The 24,297-nt window shown below is 71.5% G+C and carries 16 protein-coding genes and 1 pseudogene; 2 read left to right on the plus strand and 15 right to left on the minus strand.

Annotated features, from left to right (window positions below; translation table 11 throughout):
• Position 1: 1 nt before the first annotated feature.
• The 7 genes and pseudogenes from ABZU76_RS34745 to ABZU76_RS34775 form a co-directional block, all read right to left on the minus strand.
• Positions 2-1,015 (minus strand): lysylphosphatidylglycerol synthase transmembrane domain-containing protein, encoded by a 1,014-nt coding sequence (locus ABZU76_RS34745; protein ID WP_354877228.1) that lies wholly within the window; start codon positions 1,013-1,015, stop codon positions 2-4.
• Entirely contained in the window at positions 1,015-2,124 is a 1,110-nt protein-coding gene (locus tag ABZU76_RS34750) for a glycosyltransferase family 4 protein (RefSeq protein ID WP_354877231.1), read from the minus strand. Before ABZU76_RS34750 ends, ABZU76_RS34745 begins: the two co-directional genes overlap by 1 nt.
• A 159-nt stretch (positions 2,125-2,283) precedes the next feature.
• The gene (locus ABZU76_RS34755; protein WP_354877234.1) at positions 2,284-3,786 is read right to left on the minus strand and encodes a CYTH and CHAD domain-containing protein; all 1,503 of its coding nucleotides are present in this window, start codon (positions 3,784-3,786) and stop codon (positions 2,284-2,286) included.
• Between the two features lie 49 nt (positions 3,787-3,835).
• Positions 3,836-4,289 (minus strand): annotated as a pseudogene (locus ABZU76_RS34760) (hypothetical protein).
• Between the two features lie 72 nt (positions 4,290-4,361).
• Positions 4,362-5,201, minus strand: coding sequence for an aldo/keto reductase (locus ABZU76_RS34765; RefSeq protein WP_354877237.1), 840 nt, complete (start codon positions 5,199-5,201; stop codon positions 4,362-4,364).
• A 39-nt stretch (positions 5,202-5,240) separates the two neighbouring features.
• A complete protein-coding gene (locus tag ABZU76_RS34770; protein WP_354877240.1) occupies positions 5,241-5,609 on the minus strand; it encodes an STAS domain-containing protein in 369 nt (122 codons plus the stop codon).
• A 97-nt stretch (positions 5,610-5,706) separates the two neighbouring features.
• Positions 5,707-7,110, minus strand: coding sequence for a PLP-dependent aminotransferase family protein (locus tag ABZU76_RS34775; protein WP_354877243.1), 1,404 nt, complete (start codon positions 7,108-7,110; stop codon positions 5,707-5,709).
• 82 nt (positions 7,111-7,192) lie between these two features.
• Here ABZU76_RS34775 and ABZU76_RS34780 point away from each other — a divergent pair, with 82 nt between their 5' ends.
• Positions 7,193-8,404 carry an MFS transporter gene (locus ABZU76_RS34780; protein WP_354877246.1) on the plus strand — a complete coding sequence of 404 codons (1,212 nt, stop codon included), beginning with the start codon at positions 7,193-7,195 and terminating at the stop codon, positions 8,402-8,404.
• A 240-nt stretch (positions 8,405-8,644) separates the two neighbouring features.
• On the opposite strand, the gene ABZU76_RS34785 is transcribed toward ABZU76_RS34780, so the two are convergent.
• From ABZU76_RS34785 to ABZU76_RS34815, 7 genes are all read right to left on the minus strand, one after another.
• Positions 8,645-9,058: an SsgA family sporulation/cell division regulator gene (locus ABZU76_RS34785; RefSeq protein WP_354877249.1), complete on the minus strand. Its 414-nt coding sequence runs from the start codon at positions 9,056-9,058 to the stop codon at positions 8,645-8,647.
• Positions 9,059-9,604: 546 nt separating this feature from the next.
• Complete coding sequence (locus ABZU76_RS34790) at positions 9,605-10,669, minus strand: hypothetical protein (protein WP_354877252.1); 1,065 nt, start codon at positions 10,667-10,669, stop codon at positions 9,605-9,607.
• Positions 10,670-10,949: 280 nt separating this feature from the next.
• Positions 10,950-12,356 carry an L-fucose/L-arabinose isomerase family protein gene (locus tag ABZU76_RS34795; protein WP_354877255.1) on the minus strand — a complete coding sequence of 469 codons (1,407 nt, stop codon included), beginning with the start codon at positions 12,354-12,356 and terminating at the stop codon, positions 10,950-10,952.
• A complete protein-coding gene (locus ABZU76_RS34800; protein ID WP_220238921.1) occupies positions 12,353-13,366 on the minus strand; it encodes a substrate-binding domain-containing protein in 1,014 nt (337 codons plus the stop codon). The genes ABZU76_RS34795 and ABZU76_RS34800 overlap by 4 nt, the downstream gene beginning before the upstream one ends.
• 28 nt (positions 13,367-13,394) lie before the next feature.
• Complete coding sequence (locus ABZU76_RS34805; protein ID WP_354877389.1) at positions 13,395-14,381, minus strand: ABC transporter permease; 987 nt, start codon at positions 14,379-14,381, stop codon at positions 13,395-13,397.
• A gap of 11 nt (positions 14,382-14,392) precedes the next feature.
• Positions 14,393-15,919: a sugar ABC transporter ATP-binding protein gene (locus tag ABZU76_RS34810; RefSeq protein ID WP_354877258.1), complete on the minus strand. Its 1,527-nt coding sequence runs from the start codon at positions 15,917-15,919 to the stop codon at positions 14,393-14,395.
• A gap of 606 nt (positions 15,920-16,525) precedes the next feature.
• The gene (locus ABZU76_RS34815) at positions 16,526-17,074 is read right to left on the minus strand and encodes a cupin domain-containing protein (RefSeq protein ID WP_354877261.1); all 549 of its coding nucleotides are present in this window, start codon (positions 17,072-17,074) and stop codon (positions 16,526-16,528) included.
• A 388-nt stretch (positions 17,075-17,462) separates the two neighbouring features.
• Here ABZU76_RS34815 and ABZU76_RS34820 point away from each other — a divergent pair, with 388 nt between their 5' ends.
• Positions 17,463-22,934, plus strand: coding sequence for a biotin carboxylase N-terminal domain-containing protein (locus tag ABZU76_RS34820; protein WP_354877264.1), 5,472 nt, complete (start codon positions 17,463-17,465; stop codon positions 22,932-22,934).
• Positions 22,935-23,200: 266 nt separating this feature from the next.
• Here the strand turns inward: ABZU76_RS34820 and ABZU76_RS34825 are convergent, their stop codons facing one another.
• Complete coding sequence (locus ABZU76_RS34825; RefSeq protein ID WP_354877267.1) at positions 23,201-24,295, minus strand: iron-containing alcohol dehydrogenase; 1,095 nt, start codon at positions 24,293-24,295, stop codon at positions 23,201-23,203.
• Positions 24,296-24,297 lie beyond the last annotated feature (2 nt).

The following is a 24,297-nucleotide window of genomic DNA, read 5'->3' on the forward strand; positions in this document are numbered from 1 at the left end:
TTCAGGCGGCCGAGTGCGCGGGCACCCGAGCCGGCGCGGGAACCGGGGTACGCGTCGGCAGCGCGGTCGGTGCGGCCGGCCGGCGGCGCATCGAGCTGAGCCACTGGACCAGCAGCACAGCACCGCCGGGAGCCGTGGACACCAGCCCCAGCAACCCGTACACGACGGCGACCGTCACCCCCTGCTGCGCGCCCAGCCCCGCGGCGGCGAACGCCAGCGCAGCGACACCTTCGCGCGGCCCGAACCCGCCGACGTTGATCGGCAGCCCCATCGCCAGCAGCGCGAGCACGAGCAGCGGCAGCAGCGTCATCAGCGAAGCGGTGGCGCCGGCCGCGTGCGCCGCGACCACGAAGAGCGTGAGGTGCCCGGCCAGCGCCACCAGCGACAACGCCGTGACCCGCGGCCAGGTGCGCAGCCCCAGCAGCCCCGCGCGAACGTCCGCCATCGACTCGGCGAACCCCCGCCGCCACTTCGACGCGCTGTGCAGCCAGCGGTCGCCTGTGCTGCACGCGACCGTGAGCACCACGATCGCGACGAAAAGAACCCCGGCACCTGCGACAGTCAGCACATCGTGTGCGACCCCCGGCAACACGGCAGGTCGGAAAATCAACACGGCGAGTCCGGCTGCCACCACCACGACCTGTCCGGCTGTGCGTTCGAGCACAACAGCTCGCACACCCCGCGCCACGTCGCCGGCCTGCCGGCCGTGCTCGACCGCCCGGTGCACGTCGCCGAGGATCCCGGCGGGCAGCACACCGTTGAGGAACTGCGCGCGGTAGTAATCCGCCACGGCCTGGCGCAGCGGCAGCCGCAGGCCCAGCCGCGAAGCGACCACGCGCCAGCGCCAAGCACTCACGACGGTGGTCAGCAGCCCGATCGCCAGCGCGGCCAGCACCGGCCCCGGGCCGATCACGCGCAGGCCGTCGAGGAAGGCGTCGGTGCCGAAGCGCCACGCCAGCACCCCGATGATCGCGAACCCGGCGAGGATTCGGAACCACGACCAGAACGTACGCATCAGGCCACCTTGATCGGGATGGAACGCCAGCGGGAAAGGACTTCGGTGAGCCGGCGGGCCGCGCCGTCCCACTCTTCGAGGGCGCTGCCGCGGCCGAGCGCCGCCGTGCGCAGGTCACGCCGCAGCTCGGCGTTCGTCACCCAGCTGCGCAGCGCGGAAGCGAAGGCGTCCGGGTCGCCGGGCGGCACGAGCAGGCCGGGCACGGCGCCGTCCGACGAGCGGCCGAGCGCGTCTGGCACCCCGCCGACGTCGCTGGCCACCACGGGGATGCCGCGCGCCAGGGCTTCGGTGATGACCATGCCGTAGGTCTCGGCGTGCGAGGGCAGCAGCACCAGGTCGGCGCGGTCGTACGCCGCGTCGAGTTCGGCGCCGGCCTTCGGGCCGCTGAAGGTGACGCGGTCGGCGAGGCCGAGGCGGTCGACGGACCAGCGCAGCTCGTCCACGTACTCCGGCGCGCGCGTCAGCGAGCCGACGAAGTCCACGGTGAGGTCGAGGTCAGGCAGCTGGGCCAGCGCTTCGACGAGCACGTCCTGGCCCTTGCGCGGGGTCACCGCCGCCACGCACAGCAGCCGCGAAACCCCGTCGGTCCCCGATGCGAGCGGCGCCAGGTCCACGCCGGGCTCCACCACGGCGACCGTCGACGGCCCGAGGCGGTGGCGGCGGATCAGAGTGCGCGCGGCCGTCGGGCTGGTGGCCACGACCTGGCGCACCACCCGCAACGTCTCGCGCTCGCACGCGTCGAGCTCGGCGGCGTGCACGGGGTCCAGGCCGGTTTCGTCGGCCAGCGGCAGGTGCACGAGCACGCCCAGCCGCAGCCGCCGCGCGTGCGGCACCACGACGTCGGGCACCCCGCACGCCACCAGGCCGTCGATCAGCACGGTCGTGTGGTCCGGCAGCGCCGCGAGCGCCCGTGCCAGCCGCGCGCGCCCCGTCGGCCCCGGCTCTGGCCACGACCCGGGCACGGCGACCTGCAGCACGGGCACCCCCGCGCCCGGCAGGCTCTCGCACATCCGCCGGTCGTAGGTGTTGCCCCCGCTGGGCTCCGTGACGTCGTCCACGTTGCCCGGCAGCACGAACGCGACCACGTCCCCGGCCCGATGACTCCGCACGTTGCCTCCTCACGCCGCTCTCACCCAGCAAACACGGACGACAGGTGCCGGCGGTTCAATCACGCCCGGAATTCCCACCCCACGAACGGGCGATGGCCGGGTACCGAGGCACCTCGCCCCGACACCCGGCCGCCGTTCGTGGTCACCTCGCCGCGCGGCCTACAGCCACTTCGGCGCGTTCCCCTTTTCGAGCCGCTTCCACCGGCTCACGAACTCCCGCTGCATGCCCGCGCGCACTCCCCCACCGGTCCCGTACAGCACGCCGAACGTGAACCCGACGCCTTCGTCGTGGCCGTCGACGCCGAGGCGGTACGCGATCGGCCCCGCCACCACCCAGTCCTGGTGGTCACCCAGCAGCTGCTGAACGTTCTTCACGTTCTTGCGCCACACGCGCACCTTGTTGCCGAACACAGGCCGCACCACGTCCGCCGCGTAGCGGGCGCGTTTGGCCTTCTTGCGCACGTCGTGCAGTGCGTGCTCCAGCTCCCGGCCGGACAGCCCGTGCGCCGCTTTCTCCGCCTTCCGCAGCTTCCCCGCGGCGTTGCGCACCGGCTTGCGCAACACCTTCTTCGCAGGTCCGGCATCGGTCGGCACACCCGACACCACGGCGTCCAGCTCCTGCACCAGTGCCAGGTACCGCTTGCCGCGCAACGCTTCCAGCGCCTTCTTGCGCGCGTCCACGGCCTCGCGGGAGAACCGCCGCGTCAGGAACTGGTCGACCGGCCCGACCACGAGCTCGGCCGACGCGCCGTCGAGCCACTCGCGCACGAGCGCCTCGACGACTTCGCCGTCGCGGGCCGGGCCCAGCTCGCCGCCCAGCCACTTCAGCTCGCGCGTCACGCTCGGAATCCGGTCGTCGTCCACAATGGACGAGAATGTCCGCAGCGCGCTCCGCAGTTTCCTCGACGCCACGCGCAGCTGGTGCACGGAGTCCTCGACGTCGCGCCGCACTCCGACGTCGGCGCGCCGCAGCGCCGCGAACTGCTCCCGCAGGTAGGCGCCGACGACCTCGCCGGCGTCCGGCCGCTTGCCCACCACCTGCCCGTCGGGCACGCGGTCGCCGATCAGCCGCCGCAGCTTCGAAGGCCACTGCGACGTCCGGGCGCCCGCGTCGACCAGCGTGCTCTCCAGCTCGTCGAGCAGGTCCGGTGCGGCGTCGCCCTTCAGTTCCACTTCGAACTCGCGCCACCGGTCCAGCCGCGCGGTCTTGCCACCGACCTCGCCGGTCACGTGGTCGTCGGTCACCGTCGCCACGATCTGGCCCGACGCGTCGGTGAGGCGATGCTCGAACCGGTCGGTCTTGAGGTGCGCGATCGGCAGCAGCTTGTGCCCCAGCGTGTGGGCGCGCAGCAGCTGGTTCAGCTCGCGGGGCACCTTGCCGTCGTCGGCGCCGAGCGGGATCTGCAGCTCCTCGCGCTCGTCTGGCCCGACCGGCAGCTTCAGGTGCCACCCGGCGTCGTGCCCGCCCACGCGGCGGCGCAGCGTGATCCCGGCGCGCACGAGGGAAAAGCCGGCGGTGTCGTAGTACGTCGCGTCGAGCTGCTCCTCGGCCGGAGCGTCCTGGCCCTGCACCGTCCCGCCGCCGACGAACTCGGGGACCACCGCGTCCTGCGCGACCTCGTACTTGCGCTCGCGTTCGATTTCGACCACGGGTCTGTTCATTCCGTCACTCCTCAGGTTCGTTCACGAAAGTCTGAGGCATGAAGGGCGTTCACGGCGCGCGATGCTCCAGCGGTGGGCTCACGTCCGGATAGCTCGCCTCCTGGGCCGGCACGGCCGTGGTCACCGCCGTTCCGCGTTGCTCGGCCTCCCGGCGCGAGATCCTGCGGTTCACCACGGCCTCGCCCACCTGCTCGCCGCGGATGCGGCCCAACACGGTGAGCGTGATGGCGTGCACGATCGCCAGCACCAGCAGCAGCACGCCGACGCGGCCCACCACGCCGGGCAGATCGCTGTCGCCCAGCGGAATCGTGGACAGCAACGCCAGCAGTCCCAGCGTCACCAGGTGGAACAGCACCGTGACCAACCGGGTCATCGACGCGCCGGCGGCCGGGTCACCATAGGAACTCCAGGTACCCGCGTCCGCTGCGGTAGATGACCTGCCCGTCGATCAGCACAAGCACCACACCGATGGCGAGGAACGAGACGTACGCTTCTGTGCTCATCCCGGCACACTCCTTCCGGCCTCTTCCGAAGAACTACCCCTCGACCAGCGGGGGAAAACCCGCGGCGACGGGTCAGCCGCGGAACGTGTCGGGGTGCGGGCCCGTGCGGTGGTCGGCGTCGAGCTTGCCGATCGCTTCCAGGTCCTCGTCGGCAAGTTCGAAATCGAACACGTCGATGTTCTCGCGGATGCGCGAGGGCGTGGCCGACTTCGGGAACACGATGTTGCCCAACTGCAGGTGCCAGCGCAGCACCACCTGAGCCGCGGTCCTGCCGTGCTTGTCCGCCAGCCCGGTCAGCACCGGGTCGGACAGCACGGCCGCCTGCGCGAGGGGGCTCCACGCCTCGGTCGCGATGCCGTGCGCGCGGTGGTAGGCGCGCAGTTCCGTCTGCTGCAACGCGGGGTGCAGCTCGATCTGGTTCACCGCCGGCACCGTGCCGGTCTGGCGGGCGAGCTCTTCGAGGTGCTCCACCTGGAAGTTCGACACGCCGATCGAGCGCGCCTTCCCGGCGCGCAGCAGCTCTTCGAAGCCTTCCCAGGTGCGCACGTACTTGTCCTGGTGCGGCAACGGCCAGTGGATCAGGTACAGGTCCACGTATTCGAGGCCGAGCCGGCGCAGGCTGCCTTCGAGCGCGTTGATCGCGTTGTCGTGGCCCTGGGCATCGTTGGCGAGCTTCGTGGTGACGAAGATTTCCTCACGAGGCACACCCGACTTCTCGATGCCCTCGCCGACTCCGGCTTCGTTGCGGTACATCTGCGCGGTGTCGATGTGGCGGTAGCCCGCCTCGAGCGCGGTCCGCACGGCGTCGGCGGCGTCGTCCTCCGGGATCTGGAAAACGCCGAACCCGAACTGCGGGATGCGCACGCCGTTGTTCAGCTCGAGGTCCGGGACGTTCGTCGTGTGAGCAGTCATGATCTCGGCCTACCCGAGGCCCCGGACCCCGAAACTCACTCAGGACGCGACCGCGGCCGCCAGCGCTTCGGTGAGCGTCGTGTGCACGGCCAGCGTGTCGGACGCGCCGGTCACGTCGAGGCAGCGGCGCACGCCGTGCAGGCCGTCACACACCACGGTGAACGAAACAGCCCGATCGTGCGCGGCGAACAACGCGCGGATTCCGGCGCAGCCGAGGAATTCGACGCGGGAGAGATCCGCCACCACGGGCCCGCCGAGCCGCGCGGCGTCCGCGAGTGCTTCGGCGAAAACGTGAGCGGTGGCGGCGTCGAGGTCGCCCACCGGGGTGAGCACGCGGGTGCTCTCGTGGTCGGTGGTCGTAATGGTGAGCTCCGCCGGTATCGAAACCGGGGAAAACGGGGTGTTCATGGAGCGCTCCTCTCGCAGGAACCTGCAGGGGCGCTGACCGGAGCACGTGTCTGAACAACAGCCAACACGTCCGACCGTACGCCGGTGTGCTGTGAGGTCAACCCTCGTCGAACACACGTTTCAGTACGGCGAGCCCGGCCGCGATCTTCTCCGGGGCCACGGCGCCGTACCCGAGAGCCAGACCGGACGGCGCGGGTTCCCCGCACAGTCCCGCCAATGTCTGCACGCCGACACCGCCCCGGTTCGCCCGTGCCGCAACAGGTTCCACGTCCACTTCGGACAGTGCACACAGGTGCAACCCGGCGGCCGAGGGCACCGGCGTGAGCAGTTCCGCGAATTCCTCGTGCAGCAGCGTCGTGATGTGCTCGTGGCGCGCGGCGTATTCGCGCGTCGCCTTGCGGATGTGGCGGGCGAACAGGCCCTCGTCGAGGAACCGGGCGAGCGCGGCCTGCGCGTGGTGGTCGCCGTGCCAGTCGGCGAGCTGCCGGGCGTGGAGGAGTGCGCCGCGCAACGAGCGTGGTGCGATCAGGAAACCCAGGCGCAGCACGGGAAGCAGCGTCTTGGAGAACGAGCCGACGTAGGCGACGCAGCCGGCGCGGTCGAGGCTCTGCAACGGTTCGAGCGGCCGGTCGGAGAAGCGGAACTCGCTGTCGTAGTCGTCCTCGATCACGAGCGCGCCGGCGCGCTCGGCCCAGCCGAGCAGCGCGGTGCGGCGCGCGAGCGACATCGGCGTGCCCAGCGGGAACTGGTGCGACGGCGTCACGTACACCAGACGCGTGCGCGCGGGCAACGCCGACACCCGCAACCCCTCACTGTCCACGGGTATGCCGACGATTTCGGCGCCGTGCGAACGGAACAGTAGCCGCGCCATGCGGTAGCCGGGTTCTTCCATCGCGACGCGGTCGCCGGGTTCGAGCAGCACGCGGCACAGCAGGTCGAGCGCCTGCTGAGCGCCTTGCGTCACGAGGACGTCGTCGGCGTCGGCGCGCACGGACCGCGAAACGCCGACGTGGCGCGCGATCGCCGCCCGCAGCCCGGCGTGGCCCGCGGGGTCGCCGTACTGCGCGAAACCGGTTCCCCGCAGCTCCGCCGACAGCAGCCGGCGCCAGGTCTGTATCGGGAAGAGCCGCGCGTCGGGGATGCCGACGCGGAAGTCGTACTCCGGATCGGCGCCCGCCGGCTCGAGCGGGGGTAGCGTCCGCCACACCTCGCGCGGGCGCAGGGCCGAACCGGCGGGTGCGTGTCTCGTCCGGCCGGCGGGCAGCTCGGCGGACACGTAGGTGCCGGAGCCGACGCGGCCGGAAAGGAACCCGTCGGCGGTGAGCCGGTCGTAGGCCACGGCGACGGTGTTGCGGGAGACCGACAGTCGTTTCGCCAGCTCACGGGTGGGCGGGAGGCGTTCGCCGGAGCGCAGCCGGCCGTCGAGGATCGCGTCGCGCAGCTCGCGGTAGATGCGGGTGCCGAGGTCGCCGCGCCCGGCGAGCGTCACGTGGAAGTCCACCTCCGGCAGCCTACATTGGCCCGGTCCGGATGCGCAGAATTGGATCTGGTGCAGAGCCAAACGCTCTTTTAACGTCTACGGCATGACGACGATCGAGCGCCCCGCCTCCGTGACCAGCTCGCGGCCCGGCCGCGTGCTCGCGGGCGCGCAGCTCGCCGCCTCGCTGGGCGATGGTGCTTTTCTCACGTGCTCGGTGCTGTATTTCACGCGTGTTGTCGGATTGACACCAGGCCAGGTGGGGCTGGGTCTCACGCTGGGCTGGGCGGTCGGCACGGTCGCCGGCGTGCCACTCGGGAACGTGGCGGACCGCCGGGGTGCGCGGGGCGCGGCGGTGCTGCTTTCGGTGGCGACCGGGCTGGCGATCACGGCGTTTCTGTTCGCGGGTTCGGCGTGGACGTTCACGCTCGCCGCATGTTGTTATGCCACCGGTCAATGCGGGGTCAGCGCCGTGCGGCAGGCTCTGCTGGCCGCGGTGGCGGAACCGCAGCAGCGCACGCGGATCCGCGCGCACCTGCAGTCGGCCGGCAACGCGGGGCTGGCCGTCGGCGCAGGACTCGGCGGGCTCGCGCTGCTGGCCGACACACCCGGCGCTTACGTCGCCGCGTTCTCGCTCGACGCGGCCGCGTTCGTGGTGTCCGCCGTGCTGCTGCGCCTGCTGCCGGCCGTCGCGCCGGTGCCGCGGGTCAAGGGCGAGCCGGCGCTGGCCGTGCTACGTGACCGGCCCTACGCGCTCGTCACGCTGCTGAACGCGATCCTGTTGCTGCGCATGCCGTTGCTGAGCGTTGCGATTCCACTGTGGATCGTCTCGCGGACCGACGCTCCCGAGTGGACGGTGTCGGCCCTGTTCGTGCTGAACACGATCGTGGTGGTGCTGGGCCAGGTGCGTGTGGCGACGCGGGTGACCGGCCTGCGCTCGGCGACGCGGCTGGTGCGGCACTCCGGAGTGCTGCTGGCCGCGTCCTGTGTGGCGTTCGCGCTGTCGGCGGCGGGCTCGTCGGCGACGGTGGCCGTCGCGGTGCTCGTGGCCGGAGCGCTGCTGCAGGTGCTCGGGGAGATGCTGCAGTCGGCCGGTACCTGGGAAATCGGGTTCGACCTGGCGCCTGCCACGCGGCAGGGCCAGTACCAGGGGTTCTTCGGGACCGGCACGTCCGTGGCCCGGATGGCGGGCCCCGCGCTGCTGAGCACGGTGGTGGTGCAGTGGGGCACCCCCGGCTGGCTGCTGGTGGGCGCGGTGTTCGTGGCCGCCGGGTGGGCGATGGGTCCCGCCGTCCGGTGGGCCGGACAGCGGGGCTGAGAACCCGGCGGCGCGGCGGCTTTGGTGCCGCTCAAGCCCCAGTGGTGCGGGGCCTCGGTGTCGCTGAGGCCCCAGTGATGCGGAGAGTGCGACGGGCTCGGCGAAGCTCGGTGATGCGGCGGATCGGTGGTGCAGACGGCTCAGTGGTACGAGCCATTCGGCGGCACTGAGCCTCAATAGAGCGGAGTCTCGGTAAAGCGGAGCTTCGGTACAGCTGAGTTCCCGCTGGTGCCGGGAAGCTCAGTCCCGCATGGCCAGCTTCGCGAGCTCCTGGTCGAAGTCGAACCACAGGGCCTCGTCGCCGGCCGGCACCTCGTCGTAGGTGCGGTCGAGGAAGTCGGCCAGCTCGTCGGCCGGGGCTTCCAGCACGGCGGAGCCGTCGGGGGCGTTGAGCTCCACGACCACTCGGGCGTCGTCGGCGGCCGGGCGCACTCGCACGTCGCCGTCTCCCGCGGGGGCGATGAGGCCGTCGGCGAGCAGGTCGCGGCCGAAGAGCCAGCGGACGACACCGGGGCCGGCGTGGTAGCCGACGGAAATGGCGTACGGGTCCGACGGGTCGTACTCGAGGTCAGCGCGCACCGGCAGCGGAACGCTCCCGAACGTGCGCAGCCCGAAGACGATCGTCGCGTGAACGACGGGGGGCTCGGTGCCCATGGCGGTACCTCCTTCATCTCGTTCTTGGCTCAAAGCAACTCACGGCTCAACGTGAATGTTCCTCTATGAGTAACGCCCCGTAAGAGTACGAGCTGCCCGACAACCGATCTTTCACCCCTTTGGTGGAGACGGACGTCTCATGCGCTCACTCATCGGTATGAAGAGCGTCCCCGAATGATGTCCGGAAGCTGTCGAGGGCCCCGCGGGCGGCGCTCCCCCGTCGTCGTGAGCCGCACGAGCCCCGGGAGGACGGACGATGACCACAGGCGTGGTGAGGGTGATGATCGACGCGCCGGTCCGCCGCATGGACCTGGCGCTGCCGGACCGCTCGCCAGTCGCGGGCTGCTACCCGGCTTGGTGCGCCGCGCCGGCGATGCACTCGCCGAGAGGGGGTGCCGTCGGGGCGGCTGAATGCTGCGCCGCCCGACGGCACCCCCGTGACGGAGGCGAGCGCTCTGGGCGCCCAGCGCGTGCGCGACGGTGAGGTGCTTCACCTTGTGCCAAGAGGCACAGACCGGCCGGAACTGGAGTACGACGACCTCGCGGTCACGGGTCACGGTCGCGGCCGGCGCCGCGCGCACCGGCCGGCTGCGGGCTCCCCAGCACACGTGGGCGCTGGGCGGGGCGGGCGCGACCGTGCTGCTGACGCGGCTCGCTGTGCTGCGCTCCGGCACGCCGTGGGGCGCGGCCGCGCTGACGGCCGGTGGGGTGGCCGTGCTGCTGCTCGTGGCGGCCACGGTGCTGTCGCGCGCTGGGCGATTCCGGCGCGGGTGCCGCGCTCGCGGCCGCCCGGCCGCCGCTCACGTTCACCGCGGGCGCGCAGGCCCTGGGCGGGCCGCCGCCGTCGTGCGGAGCGGGCGCGAGCCCGGCGCTGTTCGGCGGTGCCCTCGCGGGCGCGACGGTCCTCGGCAGGCCGCCGCCGACGTGCAGGGCGGGCGCGAGCCCGGCGCTGTTCGGCGGTGCCCTCGCGGGCGCGACGGTCCTCGGCAGGCCGCCGCCGACGTGCAGGGCGGGCGCGAGCCCGGGGATGTTCGGCGGTGCCCTCGCGGGCGCGACGGTCCTCGGCGGGCCGCCGCCGACGTGCGGGGCAGGCGCGTGCCCGGGGCTGTTCGGCGGTGCCCTCGCTTTCGGTGCGCCGCAGGTGCTCGCGGGGTGCGCGGCCGTGCTGGTGACCTCGGTGGTGGCGCTGGTGGCCGTGGCCGAACGGGTGGCGGTGTTCCTGGGCGGGCTCACGGCAAGCGTGCTCGCCGGGCCGCCGCGTGGCACGCGACGGGCGGCGTCGTCGACGGCGCGGGCGCCGCGTCCGCGGCGGCGGGTGTGGTGCTGGTGTTCTCGCAGTTGTCCGGACCACTGGCCGCGCGGCTCGGACGGGTCCCGGCGCCCGCGCTGCCGCAGACGGCGGCCGACCTCGTGCGCGACGAACCCCTGCCGCCGCGGCGCGAGGTGTACGCGACGGTGGTGCGAGCCGAGCAGTTCCTCACGGGGCTGCTCGGCGGGGCGGCCGTCGTGGCGGCGGTGTCGGAAGGTGTGCCGGCCGCGGACGGGCGGACGTCGGCGATCGTGCTGCTCGCCGTGCCGGCGCTGGGATTCTCCGTGCGGGCCCGGCTTCATCCGGCGGTGCGGCAACGGCTTCCGCTGCCCGTGGCGGGGGTTGAGCGGGTTCGCGGCGCTGGCGGTCGGTCCGCTGATCGCCGAAACCCGCCGACGGTCGCCGTGCCCGCGCCGAGGGTGGCGCCCGCGTTGGTGGCCGTGCTCGGTCTCGTGCGCCCCCGGCGCGCGCCGGGGGCGCGGCTCAGGGGGTGCGCGGAGCTGTTCGTGGTGCTGCTGAGCAGTCTCACCCGCGCATGGTCACTCTCGGCTCACGCTCACGGCCGCCGTCGGCCGGAAGCGGTCAGCGCGTCCACTCCTCCACGCGCACCCCGAGCAGCTCCGCCGCCACGCTCAGCTCCCGCCGCCGATCGCCCGGGACGGCGTGGATGTGGTTGGCGCCGAACCCCCGAAGGAACACCGGCGCCTCGACATCGAGCCGGGCGAACGCGTGCGGCCATTCCGGTGTGGACCGAGCGGCCAAGGCGGTATTGGTGGCGCCGTCGTAGCATTCGAACTCGCCCAGCACCAGCTGCAGCCGATAGGCACCGTCGAGCCGGGTCAGTCGCGCGAGGGTCATCTGCCCCGGCGCCGCGAAGTGCGCGATGGACGCGCCACCGGCGGGAAAGAAGAACACCGAGGGATACAGGTGCACGCGGCCGAGGTTCTCCGCCGGATCGTCGCTGCGGGCGGCGAACCACGTCGCGTGTTGTCCGGAATTGCACAGATCCCACACGTCGCGATCGGGATGGTGGTGCCGGACGTCCGCGAACAACACCGGCGTGCCCGTGATGCGGTGCATCAGCTGCATCGTCAGCGCACCGTCCATATCGGACTCCGTGGCGGTGACGTGGACGGCCTTGGGCCCGTTCCAGTCGTACGGGTCGTTGAGCAGCGCCTCCGCCACGTCCATCGTCGCGAAGTTCTCCGTAAGCTCGGGCTGGGCCTTGATGCCCGAGAAGTCCAGGTGGCGCTCGGCCGCGATATCCCGCACGGCCAGGTACGCCCGGATCTGCCGCTCCAGCAACACAGGCGTGAGCTTCTCCCCGTCATAGTGGACAGTCGCGAACCGCTCCAGCCACTCGCGCCCGCACGCGGCCTCGGCGGCGTCAGCCTTCTCCGCGCGCAGCACGAGCTCGTACTGATCGATCTCCTCGACGTCCACTCCGAACTGCCGCATCCACTGATCCGTGTTCGCGACGGCCGTGTTCATCCCCATCGGCCGCCCGCCGAACCGCCCGAACGTCGAGCCGCGCAGCGACGCCACGGCGCCGGCCGCCCGCGCGTGCACGCCGACGTCGTCGACCAGCGCCGGGTCGTCCGGCGCGCCCCACAGCCGCGTGTGGCGGCGGCCTAGCTGGTCCAGGGCGCCGCCCGCGGCGAGCATCCCGACAAGCCCCGGTTCCGCCGGATCCGTGGACGCGACGAGCAGCAACGGCGTCGTCGTCGCATCGGCCGCCAGCATCGTGAAGTGCGGGAAGCTCCAGACTGCGTAGTAGAACACCGTCACGTCCACCGAAGCCGCGGCGACGGACCGGGCGGCCGCGGTCGCCGTGGTGTTGGTGGCCACGAGCCCGCCGCTGATCACGTCGTGGCCGGCGTCGGTGAGGGCGGCGATGAACGAGTCCACTTTGGATCGGATGAACCCGATGTTGCGGCGGTGCACGTGATCGCGACCGTCGGAGATCGCGATCACCCCGATGCGCGTCATGAGCCTTGGTTCAGCTCGGCGTAGACCTGCGCGGCGTTGTCCTTGGTGATCAGCCGCGTCTGCAGAGTCTGCGTCTTCTGAACCTGCCCGCAGTCGACGAGCAGTTTCTTGGCCGCGGCAACGGCTTCCGCCCCGCCGGTCGGGTAGATGAACGTGGCCGAGAGCCGCCCGGCCTCCACCGCCTTGATCCCACCCTCCGGCACCGGGAGCCCGTCGATGCCGACGATCGGCAGCGCCGCCTTGCCCGCGTTCTGCGCGGCGAGCCGAGCGCCTTCGGCCATCGGGTCGTTCTCGGAGAAGATCGCTTGCGCGTCGGGGTGGGCCTTGAGCAGCGCGTCGGCCTGCTGCTGGCCCTTGTCGCGCAGCCAGTCGGCATCGGCCGTGCCGACGATCGTGATGCCCGAGCCCGCGATGCCCTCGTTGAAGCCGTCGGCGCGTTCCTTCGCCGGCGTCGAACCCGCGAGCCCCTTCAGCTCCACGATCTTCCCGCCCTGCGGCAGGAGGTGCTGCTTGAAGTACTGGCCGGCCTGGCGCCCGATGTCCACATTGTCCGCGCCGATGAACGACGTGTACGCGTCACCGTCCACTTTGCGGTCGAGCACCAGCACCGGAATGCCCTGGTCGTAGGCCTTTTTCACGACGCTGGTGAGCGGCGTGGCCTCGTTGGGGCTGATGATCAGCAGGTCGATCTTCTGCGTGAGGAACGTGCTGACCTGCTCCACCTGTTTCGAGTTGTCCTGGGCGGCGTCGGCGAAGTTGACCGTGAACTGCGGGATCGACGCGGCCGCCGTGCGGATGTCGTCGTCCATCCGCACCCGGTAGGGCTCGCCGAGGTTCGCCTGGCTCATGCCGATGGTGAACTTCCCGCCCGGCCCTTTGCACGCCTGCGTGGCGGGCCCGGCGCCGGACGACGCCCCGGGCGCGTTCTCGTGCGTGGTGCCGCAGGCCGTGGCCACGAACGCGACCCCGGCAACCGCGAGCGCCAGCCCGCGGCGAGTGGTGGTGGACATGTGAGCTCCCCTTCCCTGGCGAACGCCTCTACGGTCCGGTCTGCGCGCGGCCCGGACGCAGCCGTTGCAGTCCGGCGGCGAACACGATCACCACGCCGACCACGATCAGCTGCACGTTGGAGTCGATGTTGTTGAGCTGGAGGATGTTGTCGAGCACGCCGACGAGCAGCGCGCCCGCCACAGTGCCGAGCACGGTTCCGCGCCCGCCCGAGAGGCTGGTGCCGCCGATGACGACGGCGGCGATGGCGTTGAGCTCGTAGCCGTTGCCGTCGTTGGGCCCGCCGAAGCTGAGCTGTCCCGCGTGGACGATGCCGGCGAGCGCGGCGAGCAGGCCGCAGATGCCGAACACGAGCACCTTCACCCGCACCACAGGCACGCCGGAGAGCCGCGCGGCCTTTTCGTTGCCGCCGATCGCGTAGATGTGCCGGGAGAAGGCGCTCACCCGCAGCAGCACCATGGCGAGGGCGGCGACCACCACGAAGATGAGCGCGGGGATCGGCACGGTGCCGTTGAACGTCCGCTCCCCCAGCAGCGAGAACGGGACGGGCGCCTGGCCGGGGCCGTCGCCGTAGGTGATCGACACGCCTTCACCGCCGGACCACATGCGCGCGAGGCCGCGGGCGATCTGCATGCCGGCGAGCGTGACGATGAACGACTGGATGCGGAACCGTGCGCTCGCGGCCCCCTGTACCAGGCCGAAACCCAGGCCCAGTGCGAGGATCGCGAGCACGGCGGGCACGAGTGCCCAGTCGTTCGTGGTGAGCAGCTCGGCGACGCCGACGCTCGCCAAGCCCAGCACCGAGCCCACGGACAGGTCGATGCCGCCGACGAGGATCACCAGCGTCATGCCGACGGCGAGGATGCCGATCTCGGAGATGGCGCGGACGACGTTGAGCAGGTTGTCGGCGCCGAGGAACACGAGGTCGCCGTCGCTCGAGGGTGAGAACACGATCGCGGCGGCGAACACCACGACGAGCCCGAAGACGCTCTGGAACCGGAACAGCGTGGCGAGCATCCTGCGGCCGGTCACCGGACGTCGCCCATCGACGCGGCGAGCAGCTCGCCTTCGCCGGCGAGCGCGGTGTCGAGCTCGTGCACGGTCTTGCCGCCGCGCAGCACCACCACGCGGTCGCAGACTCCCACGAGCTCGGCGGGTTCGGACGACGCGAGCAAGATTCCCACCCCGGTTTGTGCGACTTCTCCCAAGATCCGGTAGATCTCGGCCTTCGCGCCGACGTCGACTCCTCGGGTTGGTTCGTCGAGTAACAGCAGTTGTGGATTTGTGAGCAAAGCGCGTCCGAGAACCACCTTTTGCTGATTGCCTCCGGACAACGCGCCGACCGGGTCGGCCAGTGTGCGAAGTTTGACATCGAGCTGTTCGGCCGAGTTGTGCGCGGTTTCGCGCTCTCGGCCGGCCGAGACGATGCCGAAGCGGGCGAGGGCTTCGACGACGGAGAGGACGGTGTTGGCGAGGATCGAGTGGTCCAGCGAGAGCCCGGAGATCCGGCGGTCCTCGGGGACGAAGGCCACGCCGCTGCGGAGCGCGTCTCGCGGGGATCGCGGCCGGTATTCCCCACCGTTGAGCCGAATTCGGCCGCTGGTGATGGTTCCGGGGGACGCGCCGTAGAGGGTTTCGAGGAGTTCGGTGCGGCCTGAGCCGAGCAGCCCGGCGACCCCGACGATCTCCCCGGCGCCGACGCTCAGGCTGACCCCCGCGGGTTCACGGCGGCCGGCCTTCGGTGTGACAACGAGTTCGTCGACCACCAAAACGTGTTCGCCTTCGGACGGCTTGGTTTCGGTCGTGAACATCTGCTGCACCGGCCGGCCCACCATCGCTTCGGCGACCTGTGACGCCGCCAGCTCGCGCGCGGCGAACTCGGCGACGACCTCGCCGTTGCGCAGCACCGTCGCCCGGTCCGCGACGCGTCCGATTTCTTCCATGCGGTGGGAGATGTACACCAGGGCCACACCGGCTGTGCGCAACTGGTCGATCACTGTGAACAACCGCTCGACTTCGCGGGGGGAAAGCGCCGAGGTCGGTTCGTCCATGATCAGGATCTGTGCGTTCAGCGACAGCGCTTTCGCGATTGTCACCAATTGTTGTTCGCCGGTGCGCAACCGTTCGACGGGCGTGGTGGCGTCGAGGTCCACACCGGACTGTTCGAGCAGAGCCCGGGTGGTGCGGACCATGAGCTTGCGGTCGAGCACCCCGTAGCGGGTGTGCGGCTCGCGGCCGAGGAACACGTTCTCCGCCACGGAAAGCGCCGGCACGAGGTCGAGCTCCTGGTGGATCATCGCGACGCCGGCCCGCTGCGCATCGGCCGGGCGGGCGAACCGGACCGGCACCCCGCCGATCCGGATCACCCCCTCCTCGGCGGCCACCTCTCCGGAGAGAACTTTCATCAGGGTGGACTTGCCCGCCCCGTTCTCCCCGAGGAGCGCGTGCACCTCCCCCGCCCACACGGTGAAATCCACCGAACGAACTGCACGCACTCCGCCGTAGGTCTTGCTGACGCCGGCCAGCTCGACCAGCGCGACGCCGTCGTCGCCCATCCCCCTCGATCCCACCGTTCGAGAAATCGATTACCAGCGAAGGTAAGGGGGCCGGCGAGGTGTGTCAAGAGTCACTGGACAACCGGTCGAAAACGAGGGAAACCGGACCGATCGGAACGCAAATGTGCGGAAAGCTTCAACCGAGCTGGTCACCCCGCTACTCCGCGCAGCCCACGGCCGGCCAGGCCGGCCGATCACGCCACGACGACGTCCAGGGCTCGGCCAACGCGCCTTACTGGGCTCCAGTTCGGCCAAGAAACCGCGGCACCACCCGCACGGCCCGCAGCCCTGCCCGCGCCCGGCCGACCGGCCGGGCCGCCTGATCGCGCGGCACCGACGTTTGCCGATCAGCACACGCGGGCCAGCGCCCCCGCAGCGCATACGCCGCAATCCGAAGCACGGAGATCCGGGTCCACACCGGGCTCCGGCAAGAAGTTCAAGACTCAGGGCCCGAGCCCGAGCCCGAGCCAAATGTCCGAGACTCAATCCCCGAAGGCCCGAGCCACACCGGCCGGACCCGAAGACCGATCCCCGAGGTCCGAAGCCCGAAATCCACAGTCCAAGACCGCCGCCATCACCACAGGCGAAGCACCGGCGGGCACCCCGTCAATCCTCCGTACCGCCAGGTGCCCAATCCCCCGCACTGCCAGGAAAATCCACCACGGCAGCGCGCTCCGGCTCCCCCGCCAGCAGCCGCGTCCACACCGGACTCGCCGTGAAATGGTTGTCGAACTCCTCCTGCGTGGCCAAGACCTCCGCCGGATCCGCCGCACCCCGCCGGATGCGGTCGCCCAGGCGGAAGTAGTCGAAGCGGTTCTCCCCCGGCGCCTTCACGATCAGCACGTCAGCACCGGACTCCGCCAACGTGCCCCAAGCGTGCACCACACCCGGAGGCACCAGCAGGTAGTCGCCGGCGGTCAGGACCACCACGTCGTCGCCGACGAGGACGCGAAGGCGACCGTCGAGCAGGTAGAACATCTCCGGCGCGAGCCGGTGGAAGTGCGGCGGCGGACCGTCCACGCCCGGCCCCAGCGTTGTCCGCACCACGTTCATCACGCCGCCGGTGTCGGCGGCGTCCGCGAGCAGCCACGTCCGGTTCGGCACGGCGCCCAGTACCTCGGCGTCGCTGCCCCGGACCAGTACCGGCTGATTCATCCCGACCTCCTCAGACGACCCATCCACCAGAAAGATAGTACGGCGCCGAACTATTCGAAGTCAAACCATATCGGAGGGTTGAACAGCCGGTGACGATCACGCACCGTCCCGGCGACAACCTCGGCCACGCTCCGCACTCTCGCCGTTTCCCCAGTCCGCGCGCCGTACGTTTACCGGGTGGTTTGTGGCAGACCTCGCGCGAAACGTGTCCCCGGCGGTGTGGCCTGGGCAACTTTTTGGCGGGTTCCCACAATGCAGCGGCTCCGGCATGCGCCATGCACGACATTGGTGTACCCGCCGGTAAGGGAGCAGGGTGTAAGCGAAGACAGGCGACGATCCGGACACGGACGTCGCCTGCTGCGCGTGGGTACTTGGGAGGCTCAGTCCGGTGTTCAGTCGTGTCGCCATCGTGAACCGCGGGGAAGCCGCAATGCGGTTGATCCACGCTGTCCGAGATCTTTCCGCGGAGACCGGTACACGGATCGAGACGGTCGCCCTCTACACGGACGCGGATCGGTCCGCGACGTTCGTGAGGGAGGCCGACGTGGCCTACTCGCTGGGGCCGGCCTCGGCTCGCCCGTATCTCGATCTCGCCAAGCTGGAGAAGGCGCTGGTCGAGACGAAGGCCGACGCCGCGTGGGTCGGCTGGGGCTTCGTCGCCGAGGACCCCGCGTTCGCGGAGCTGTGCGAGAAGGTGGGGGTCACCTTCATCGGGCCGAGCGCGGAGGCCATGCGCCAGCTCGGTGACAAGATCGGCGCGAAGCTGATCGCCGAGGAGGTCGGCGTCCCCGTGGCGCCGTGGAGCCGCGGCGAGGTCGCGACGCTCGAAGACGCGCTGGCGGCCGGTGACAAGATCGGCTACCCGCTCATGCTCAAGGCCACCGCGGGCGGCGGCGGGCGTGGCATCCGCAAGGTGTCCTCGGCCGACGAGCTCACCGACGCCTACGAGCGCACCAGCCAGGAGGCACTGCGCGCGTTCGGCAGCGGCATCGTGTTCCTGGAGCGCCTGGTCACAGGCGCCCGCCACGTCGAGGTCCAGGTGATCTCCGACGGCGAAACGGCGTGGGCCCTGGGCGTGCGCGACTGTTCCGTACAGCGGCGTAACCAGAAGATCATCGAAGAGTCGTCGTCGCCGGTCCTCTCGCCGGAGCAGACGGCCGAGCTGAAGTCCTCGGCCGAGCGGCTCGCGGTCAAGGTCGGCTACCGCGGCGCGTGCACCGTCGAGTTCCTCTACCACCCGGGCGAGAAGCTGTTCGCCTTCCTCGAGGTGAACACCCGCCTGCAGGTGGAACACCCGATCACGGAGATCACCACCGGCACGGACCTGGTGCGGCTGCAGCTGCACGTCGCGTCGGGCGGAAAGCTCGAGGGCGAGCAGCCGGCCGAGCTCGGCCACGCCGTGGAGGCGCGGCTCAACGCCGAGGACCCCGACCGCGACTTCGCCCCGTCGCCCGGGCACATCGCGCGGCTGCTGCTGCCGGCCGGGCCGGGCATCCGCGTCGACACCGGCGTGAGCGAAGGCGACACGATCCCCGCCGACTTCGACTCGATGATCGCCAAGATCATCGCCTACGGCCGCGACCGCGACCAGGCGCTCGCCCGCCTGCGTCGCGCGATGTCCGAGACGACCGTGATCATCGAGGGCGGCGCCACCAACAAGAGCTTCGTGCTCGACCTGCTCGACCAGCCTGAGGTGATCGACGCCAGCGCCGACACAGGCTGGATCGACCGCGTCCGCGCCGAAGGCCGCCTGGTCACCAGCAAGCACTCCGCGATCGCGCTCGCCGCCGCGGCCATCGAGGCCTACGAGGACGAGGAAGAGATCGCCCGCGTCCGGCTGCTGTCGACCGCGCACGGCGGCCGTCCGCAGGTGCAGTTCGAGAGCGGCCGCCCGCTCGACCTGAAACTGCGCGGCGTCGCGTACCGCGTGAGCGTCGCGCGCATCGGGCCGAAGCGCTTCCGCGTCGGCATCAGCGGCGGCGGCGACGTGCACCCGGCCGACGTCGAGATCGAACGCTTCGACTCCCACAGCGGCCAGATCACCGTGAACGGCACGCGGTTCCGCCTCGTCGCCGCCACCCACGGCCCGATCCACCTGGTCGAGGTCGACGGTATTACCCACCGCGTGAGCCGCGACGAGGGCGGTGTCGTCCGCTCCCCCGCGCCGGCGCTGGTGGTCGCGACGCCGCTGTCGGTCGGCGACGAGGTGGACACCGGCGCCCCGATCGTCGTGCTGGAGAGCATGAAGATGGAGACGGTGCTGCGCGCGCCGTTCCGTGCTCGCGTGCGCGAGCTGCCCGTGTCGGTCGGCAGCCAGGTCGAGACCGGCGCCGCGCTGATGCGCCTCGAGCCGCTGGCCGACGAGGACGAGGCAGAGGAAACCGCCGACGCCGGCGAGACCGTGGAGATCGAGCTGCCCGCCGAGCCCACGGCCACCTCCGCAGCCGACCGCGCGGCCCGCGGGCTGCAGGACCTGCGCGGCCTGCTGCTCGGGTTCGACGTGGACCCGCACGACCAGCGCCGCACGCTCGCCGGCTACCTCGCCGCGCGCGCCGAGCAGGGTGCGACCCGGCCGCTGGCGGGCGAGGTGGAGCTGCTGGGCGTGTTCGCCGACCTGTCCGAGCTCACGCGCAACAAGCCGGCCGGCGAAGACGTCAGCCCGGCGAGCCCGGTGCACAGCGCCCGCGAGTACTTCCACACGTACCTGCAGAGCCTCGACGTGGAGCGCGCCGGGCTGCCCGAGACGTTCCAGGCCCGCCTGCGCCGCGTGCTCGGCCACTACGGCGTGGCCGACCTGGAGCGCACGCCGGAGCTGGAGGAGGCGGTCTTCCGCATTTTCCTGGCCCAGCAACGGGCTTCGTCGGACGTCGCGGTCGTCACGGCGCTGCTGCGGCAGTGGCTCACGGAGGCGCCGCCCACCGGCGACCTGCGCGAGGAAGCCGGCCTGGCGCTGGAGCACCTCGTGGCCGCCACGCAGGTGCGCCACCCGGCCGTGAGCGACTTCGCGCGCGGTGTGGTGTTCCGCTGGTTCGCCCAGCCGCTGCTGCGCCGCGCCCGCGCCGAGGTCTACGCCGAGGTCCGCCAAAGCCTCAAGCACCTCGACCGCAACCCGGACGCGGCGGACCGCGCGGAGCTCATCGCCGGCATGGTGTCGAGCTCCGAGCCGCTGGTGCGGCTGCTCGGCCAGCGCATCGGCCGGCCGGGCACGGATCCCGCGCCGCTGCTGGAAGTTCTCACCCGGCGTTACTACGGCAACAAGAGCCTGTCCGAAATCGAACGGCGCGAGGTTGCCGAGTGTGTGTTCGTCACCGCGGAGCACGCAGAGCCCGCCCGGGTGGTCACCACGGCCGTCGACTTCGCCCACCTTCCCGCCGCCGTCCGCGCGGCGGGTGAGCTCGCGAAAGACGCCGGCGCCTACGCGGTGGCCGACATCTACGTGACGTGGGCCGATCAGCCCGACTCCGACGCGATGGCCGCGCGCCTCGGCGAGGTCATCGCCGCGCAGCCGCTGCCGGAGGCGATCACGCGCATCACCACCACCGTCGCCGGAGGCGGCGGGGCCGTGATGCACCACCACTTCACGTTCCGCCGCGGCGCTGAAGGCTTCGCGGAAGACCGGCTGATCCGCGGCCTGCACCCGCGTGTGGCCGAGCGGATGCAGCTGGAACGGCTGCAGGAGTTCGACCTCACGCGCCTGCCTTCGGCCGACGAAGAGGTGTACCTGTTCAAGTGCGTCGCGCAGGCCAACTCGGCCGACGAGCGCCTCGTCGCGATGGCGCAGGTGCGCGACCTGACGCCGCTGCGTGAGGCCGACGGCCGGCTCGTGTCGCTGCCCGCGGCCGAGGACACGCTGGCCGCGTGCCTCGACGCGATCCGCAACGTGCAGGCGCAGCGCCCGGCCCGGAAACGCTTCGACACCAACCGGATCGTCGTCTACGTGTGGCCGCCGAGCGACCTCACCATGGACGAGCTGAACCTGCTCGCCCAGCGCGTGCTGCCGTCGACGGCGGGCGCGGGACTGGAGGAGATCCAGTTCCTGGCGCGGCGGCGCAACCCGGAGACGGGCGAGCTGACCGAGCTGGCGGTGACGATCCGCAACGAGGTCGGCTCCGGCGTCCGGCTGACGGTCGGCGAGCCGTCGCGCGAACCGGTGCAGCCGCTGGACGACTACCGCCAGAAGGTGCTGCGCGCGGCTCGCCGCGACACCGTCTACCCGTACGAGCTCACCGACATGCTGGCCGGCGAGGGCACGTTCACCGAGCACGACCTCGACGACACCGGCGCGCTGGTGCCGGTCGACCGGCCGAAGGGCCGCAACAAGGCCGGGATCGTCGCGGGTGTCGTCTCCACGCCGACCGAGCGGGTGCCCGAGGGACTCACGCGGGTGGTGCTGCTGGGCGACCCGACGAAGTCCCTCGGCGCGCTCGCGGAGCCGGAGTGCGCGCGGGTGATCGCCGCGCTGGACCTCGCCGAGCGGATGCGGGTGCCGCTGGAGTGGTTCGCGCTGTCGGCCGGGGCCAAGATCTCCATGGACTCCGGCGTGGAGAACATGGACTGGGTGGCGGCCGCGCTGAAGCGGATCGTCGAGTTCACGCAGGCGGGCGGCGAGATCAACATCGTCGTCGCCGGCATCACCGTGGGCGCGCAGCCGTACTGGAACGCCGAAGCGACGATGCTCATGCACACCAAGGGAATCCTGGTCATGACGCCGGATTCCGCGATGGTGCTCACGGGCAAGCAGTCGCTCGACTTCTCCGGCGGCGTGTCGGCCGAGGACAACTTCGGCATCGGCGGCTACGACCGCGTGATGGGCCCCAACGGCCAGGCGCAGTACTGGGCGCCGAACCTGGCCGGCGCGCGCGACGTGCTGATGTCCCACTACGACCACACCTACGTGGTCCCGGGCGAACCCGGCCCGCGCACGGCGGCGACGTCGGACCCGGTGAACCGCGACGTGTCGGACTTCCCGCACGCGATCGTCGGCAGCGACTTCACCACGGTGGGCCAGATCTTCTCGGCCGAGCACAACCCGGACCGGAAGAAGCCGTTCGACATCCGTACGGTGATGCGCGCGCTGTCCGACCAGGACCACCCGGTGCTGGAGCGCTGGGCCGGCATGGGAGACGCGGACACGGCGGCCGTGCAGGACGTCCACATCGGCGGGCACCCCGTGTGCCTGCTCGGCATCGAGTCGCGCTCGGTGCCGCGCCGCGGCTTCCCGCCCACCGACGGCCCGGACACCTACACCGCGGGCACCCTGTTCCCGCGCTCGTCCAAGAAGGCCGCCCGCGCCATCAACTCCGCCAGCGGCAACCGTCCGCTGGTGGTGCTGGCGAACCTGTCGGGCTTCGACGGCTCCCCGGAGTCCATGCGCAAGCTCCAGCTGGAGTACGGCGCCGAGATCGGCCGCGCGATCGTCAACTTCGACGGCCCGATCGTCTTCACCGTGATCTCCCGCTACCACGGCGGGGCGTTCGTGGTGTTCTCCAAGGCGCTCAACCCGAACATGACGGTGCTCGCCCTGGAGGGCTCCTTCGCCTCCGTGCTGGGTGGCGCACCGGCCGCCGCGGTAGTGTTCTCGGGCGAGGTCACTACACGCACGGCGAACGACCCGCGGGTCTCCTCGCTGCAGGCGCGGCTCGGCGAGCTGAACGGCGCCGAGCGCGCGGCCTGCGCGGCCGAGCTGGCAGAGGTGCAGTCGTCCGTGCGCGCCGAGAAGCTGGGCGAGGTGGCCGCCGAGTTCGACCGCGTGCACAGCATCCAGCGCGCGGTGGAGGTCGGCTCGGTCGACGCGATCGTCAGCGTGGCGGACCTGCGGCCGCGGATCGCGGAGGCGATCGAGCACGGGTTGAAGCGCTGAGGTTGGTGTTTTAGGGAAACGCCGGGCCCCGGGTGGGGCCCGGCGTTTTCTTTGTCCTCAGTAGACGGAGGCGGAAACGCCGGCCGCGCGCGGGCTTACGCCGATGGCGACGGCCCGGTCCAGGACGCGAAGGCGTCTCGGTCGAGGGCCTGGTCGCGCACGCCGAGGCACCGCGTCGCGATGGTCCCGAGGCGCACGTCGCCCAGGTGGAGTCTCGCGCAGCTGCCGGGCGAATCGGACTCGCAGTTCGGCGGCCGGTTTTGTCCTCAATAGACGGAGGCGAGCAGCTCCTCGACCTCGGCTTGCCGCAGTGAGCGAGGCGCGTTTTTCGTCACCGCGTCCGCCAGGGCGGCCGAGGCCACCGCGGGCAGGTCGGCGCGGGTGAGGCCGAAGGCGCGCAGCGGGCGTTTGAGGTCGAGAGCCGTGGATATCGCGCGGACGGCGTCGACGGCGGTGGGGGCGCGGAGGGAGTCGGCGACGGTGGCGTAGGCGGTGGCCGCGAAAGGGGCCGTGTAGGTCATGACCTCCTCCAGCACGGCGGCCAGCGCGACGCCGTGCGAGGTGCCGGTGCGGGCGGTGATGGCGTGGCCGAGGCCGTGGACCAGGCCGAGGCCGGAGCGCGTCAAGGCGTGGCCCGCCAGGTGCGCGCCGAGCATGAGCTGGGAGCGGGCCTCCAGGTTGGCGCCGTCGCGGTAGGCGATCGGGAGCCAGGCGCCGACGAGGGCGACGGCGCGGGCGGCGTCGGCGGTCGATACCGCGTCGGCGCCGCGGGACGCGAGGGACTCGACGCCGTGGACGAGGGCGTCGAGGCCGGTGGCGGCGGTGATCGGGGCGGGGAGGCCGAGAGTGAGCTCCGGGTCCAGCACGGCGATCCGCGGCCGGACGGAGTCGTGTCCGATGTAGACTTTCCGGCACAAGCGGGTGTCTTCCACCACGCCGAAACCGTTGGTCTCCGCGCCGGTGCCCGACGTCGTCGGCACGGCGACGATCGGCAGCCCGTCCGAAGCGGACCACAGCGTGTCGGCGTCTGCGGCGAGCGAGCCGGGGTTGCCGGCCAGCAGCGAGATGCCTTTGGCCGCGTCCAAAGCGGACCCGCCGCCGAGGGCGATCACGACGGCCGCCCCGTATTCGCGCAAGCGGGTGGCGCCGCGGTCGAGCTCGGTCGTCGCGGGGTTGGGGCCGATGTCTTCGTGCACAAGGCATTCGACGCCGGCCGCCGCGAAGATCTTCTCGACGCGCCCGACGATGCCCGTCGCGCGCAGGCCGCGGTCGGTCACCACGAAGACCCGCGACCCGCCCAGTGCGGCGGCGAACGCCGGCAGCCGTTCGACGAAGCCGGGCCCGAACTCGGTCCGCACCACGC

The organism is Amycolatopsis sp. NPDC005232 (assembly GCF_040607795.1).
In the GTDB taxonomy this organism is placed as follows: domain Bacteria; phylum Actinomycetota; class Actinomycetes; order Mycobacteriales; family Pseudonocardiaceae; genus Amycolatopsis.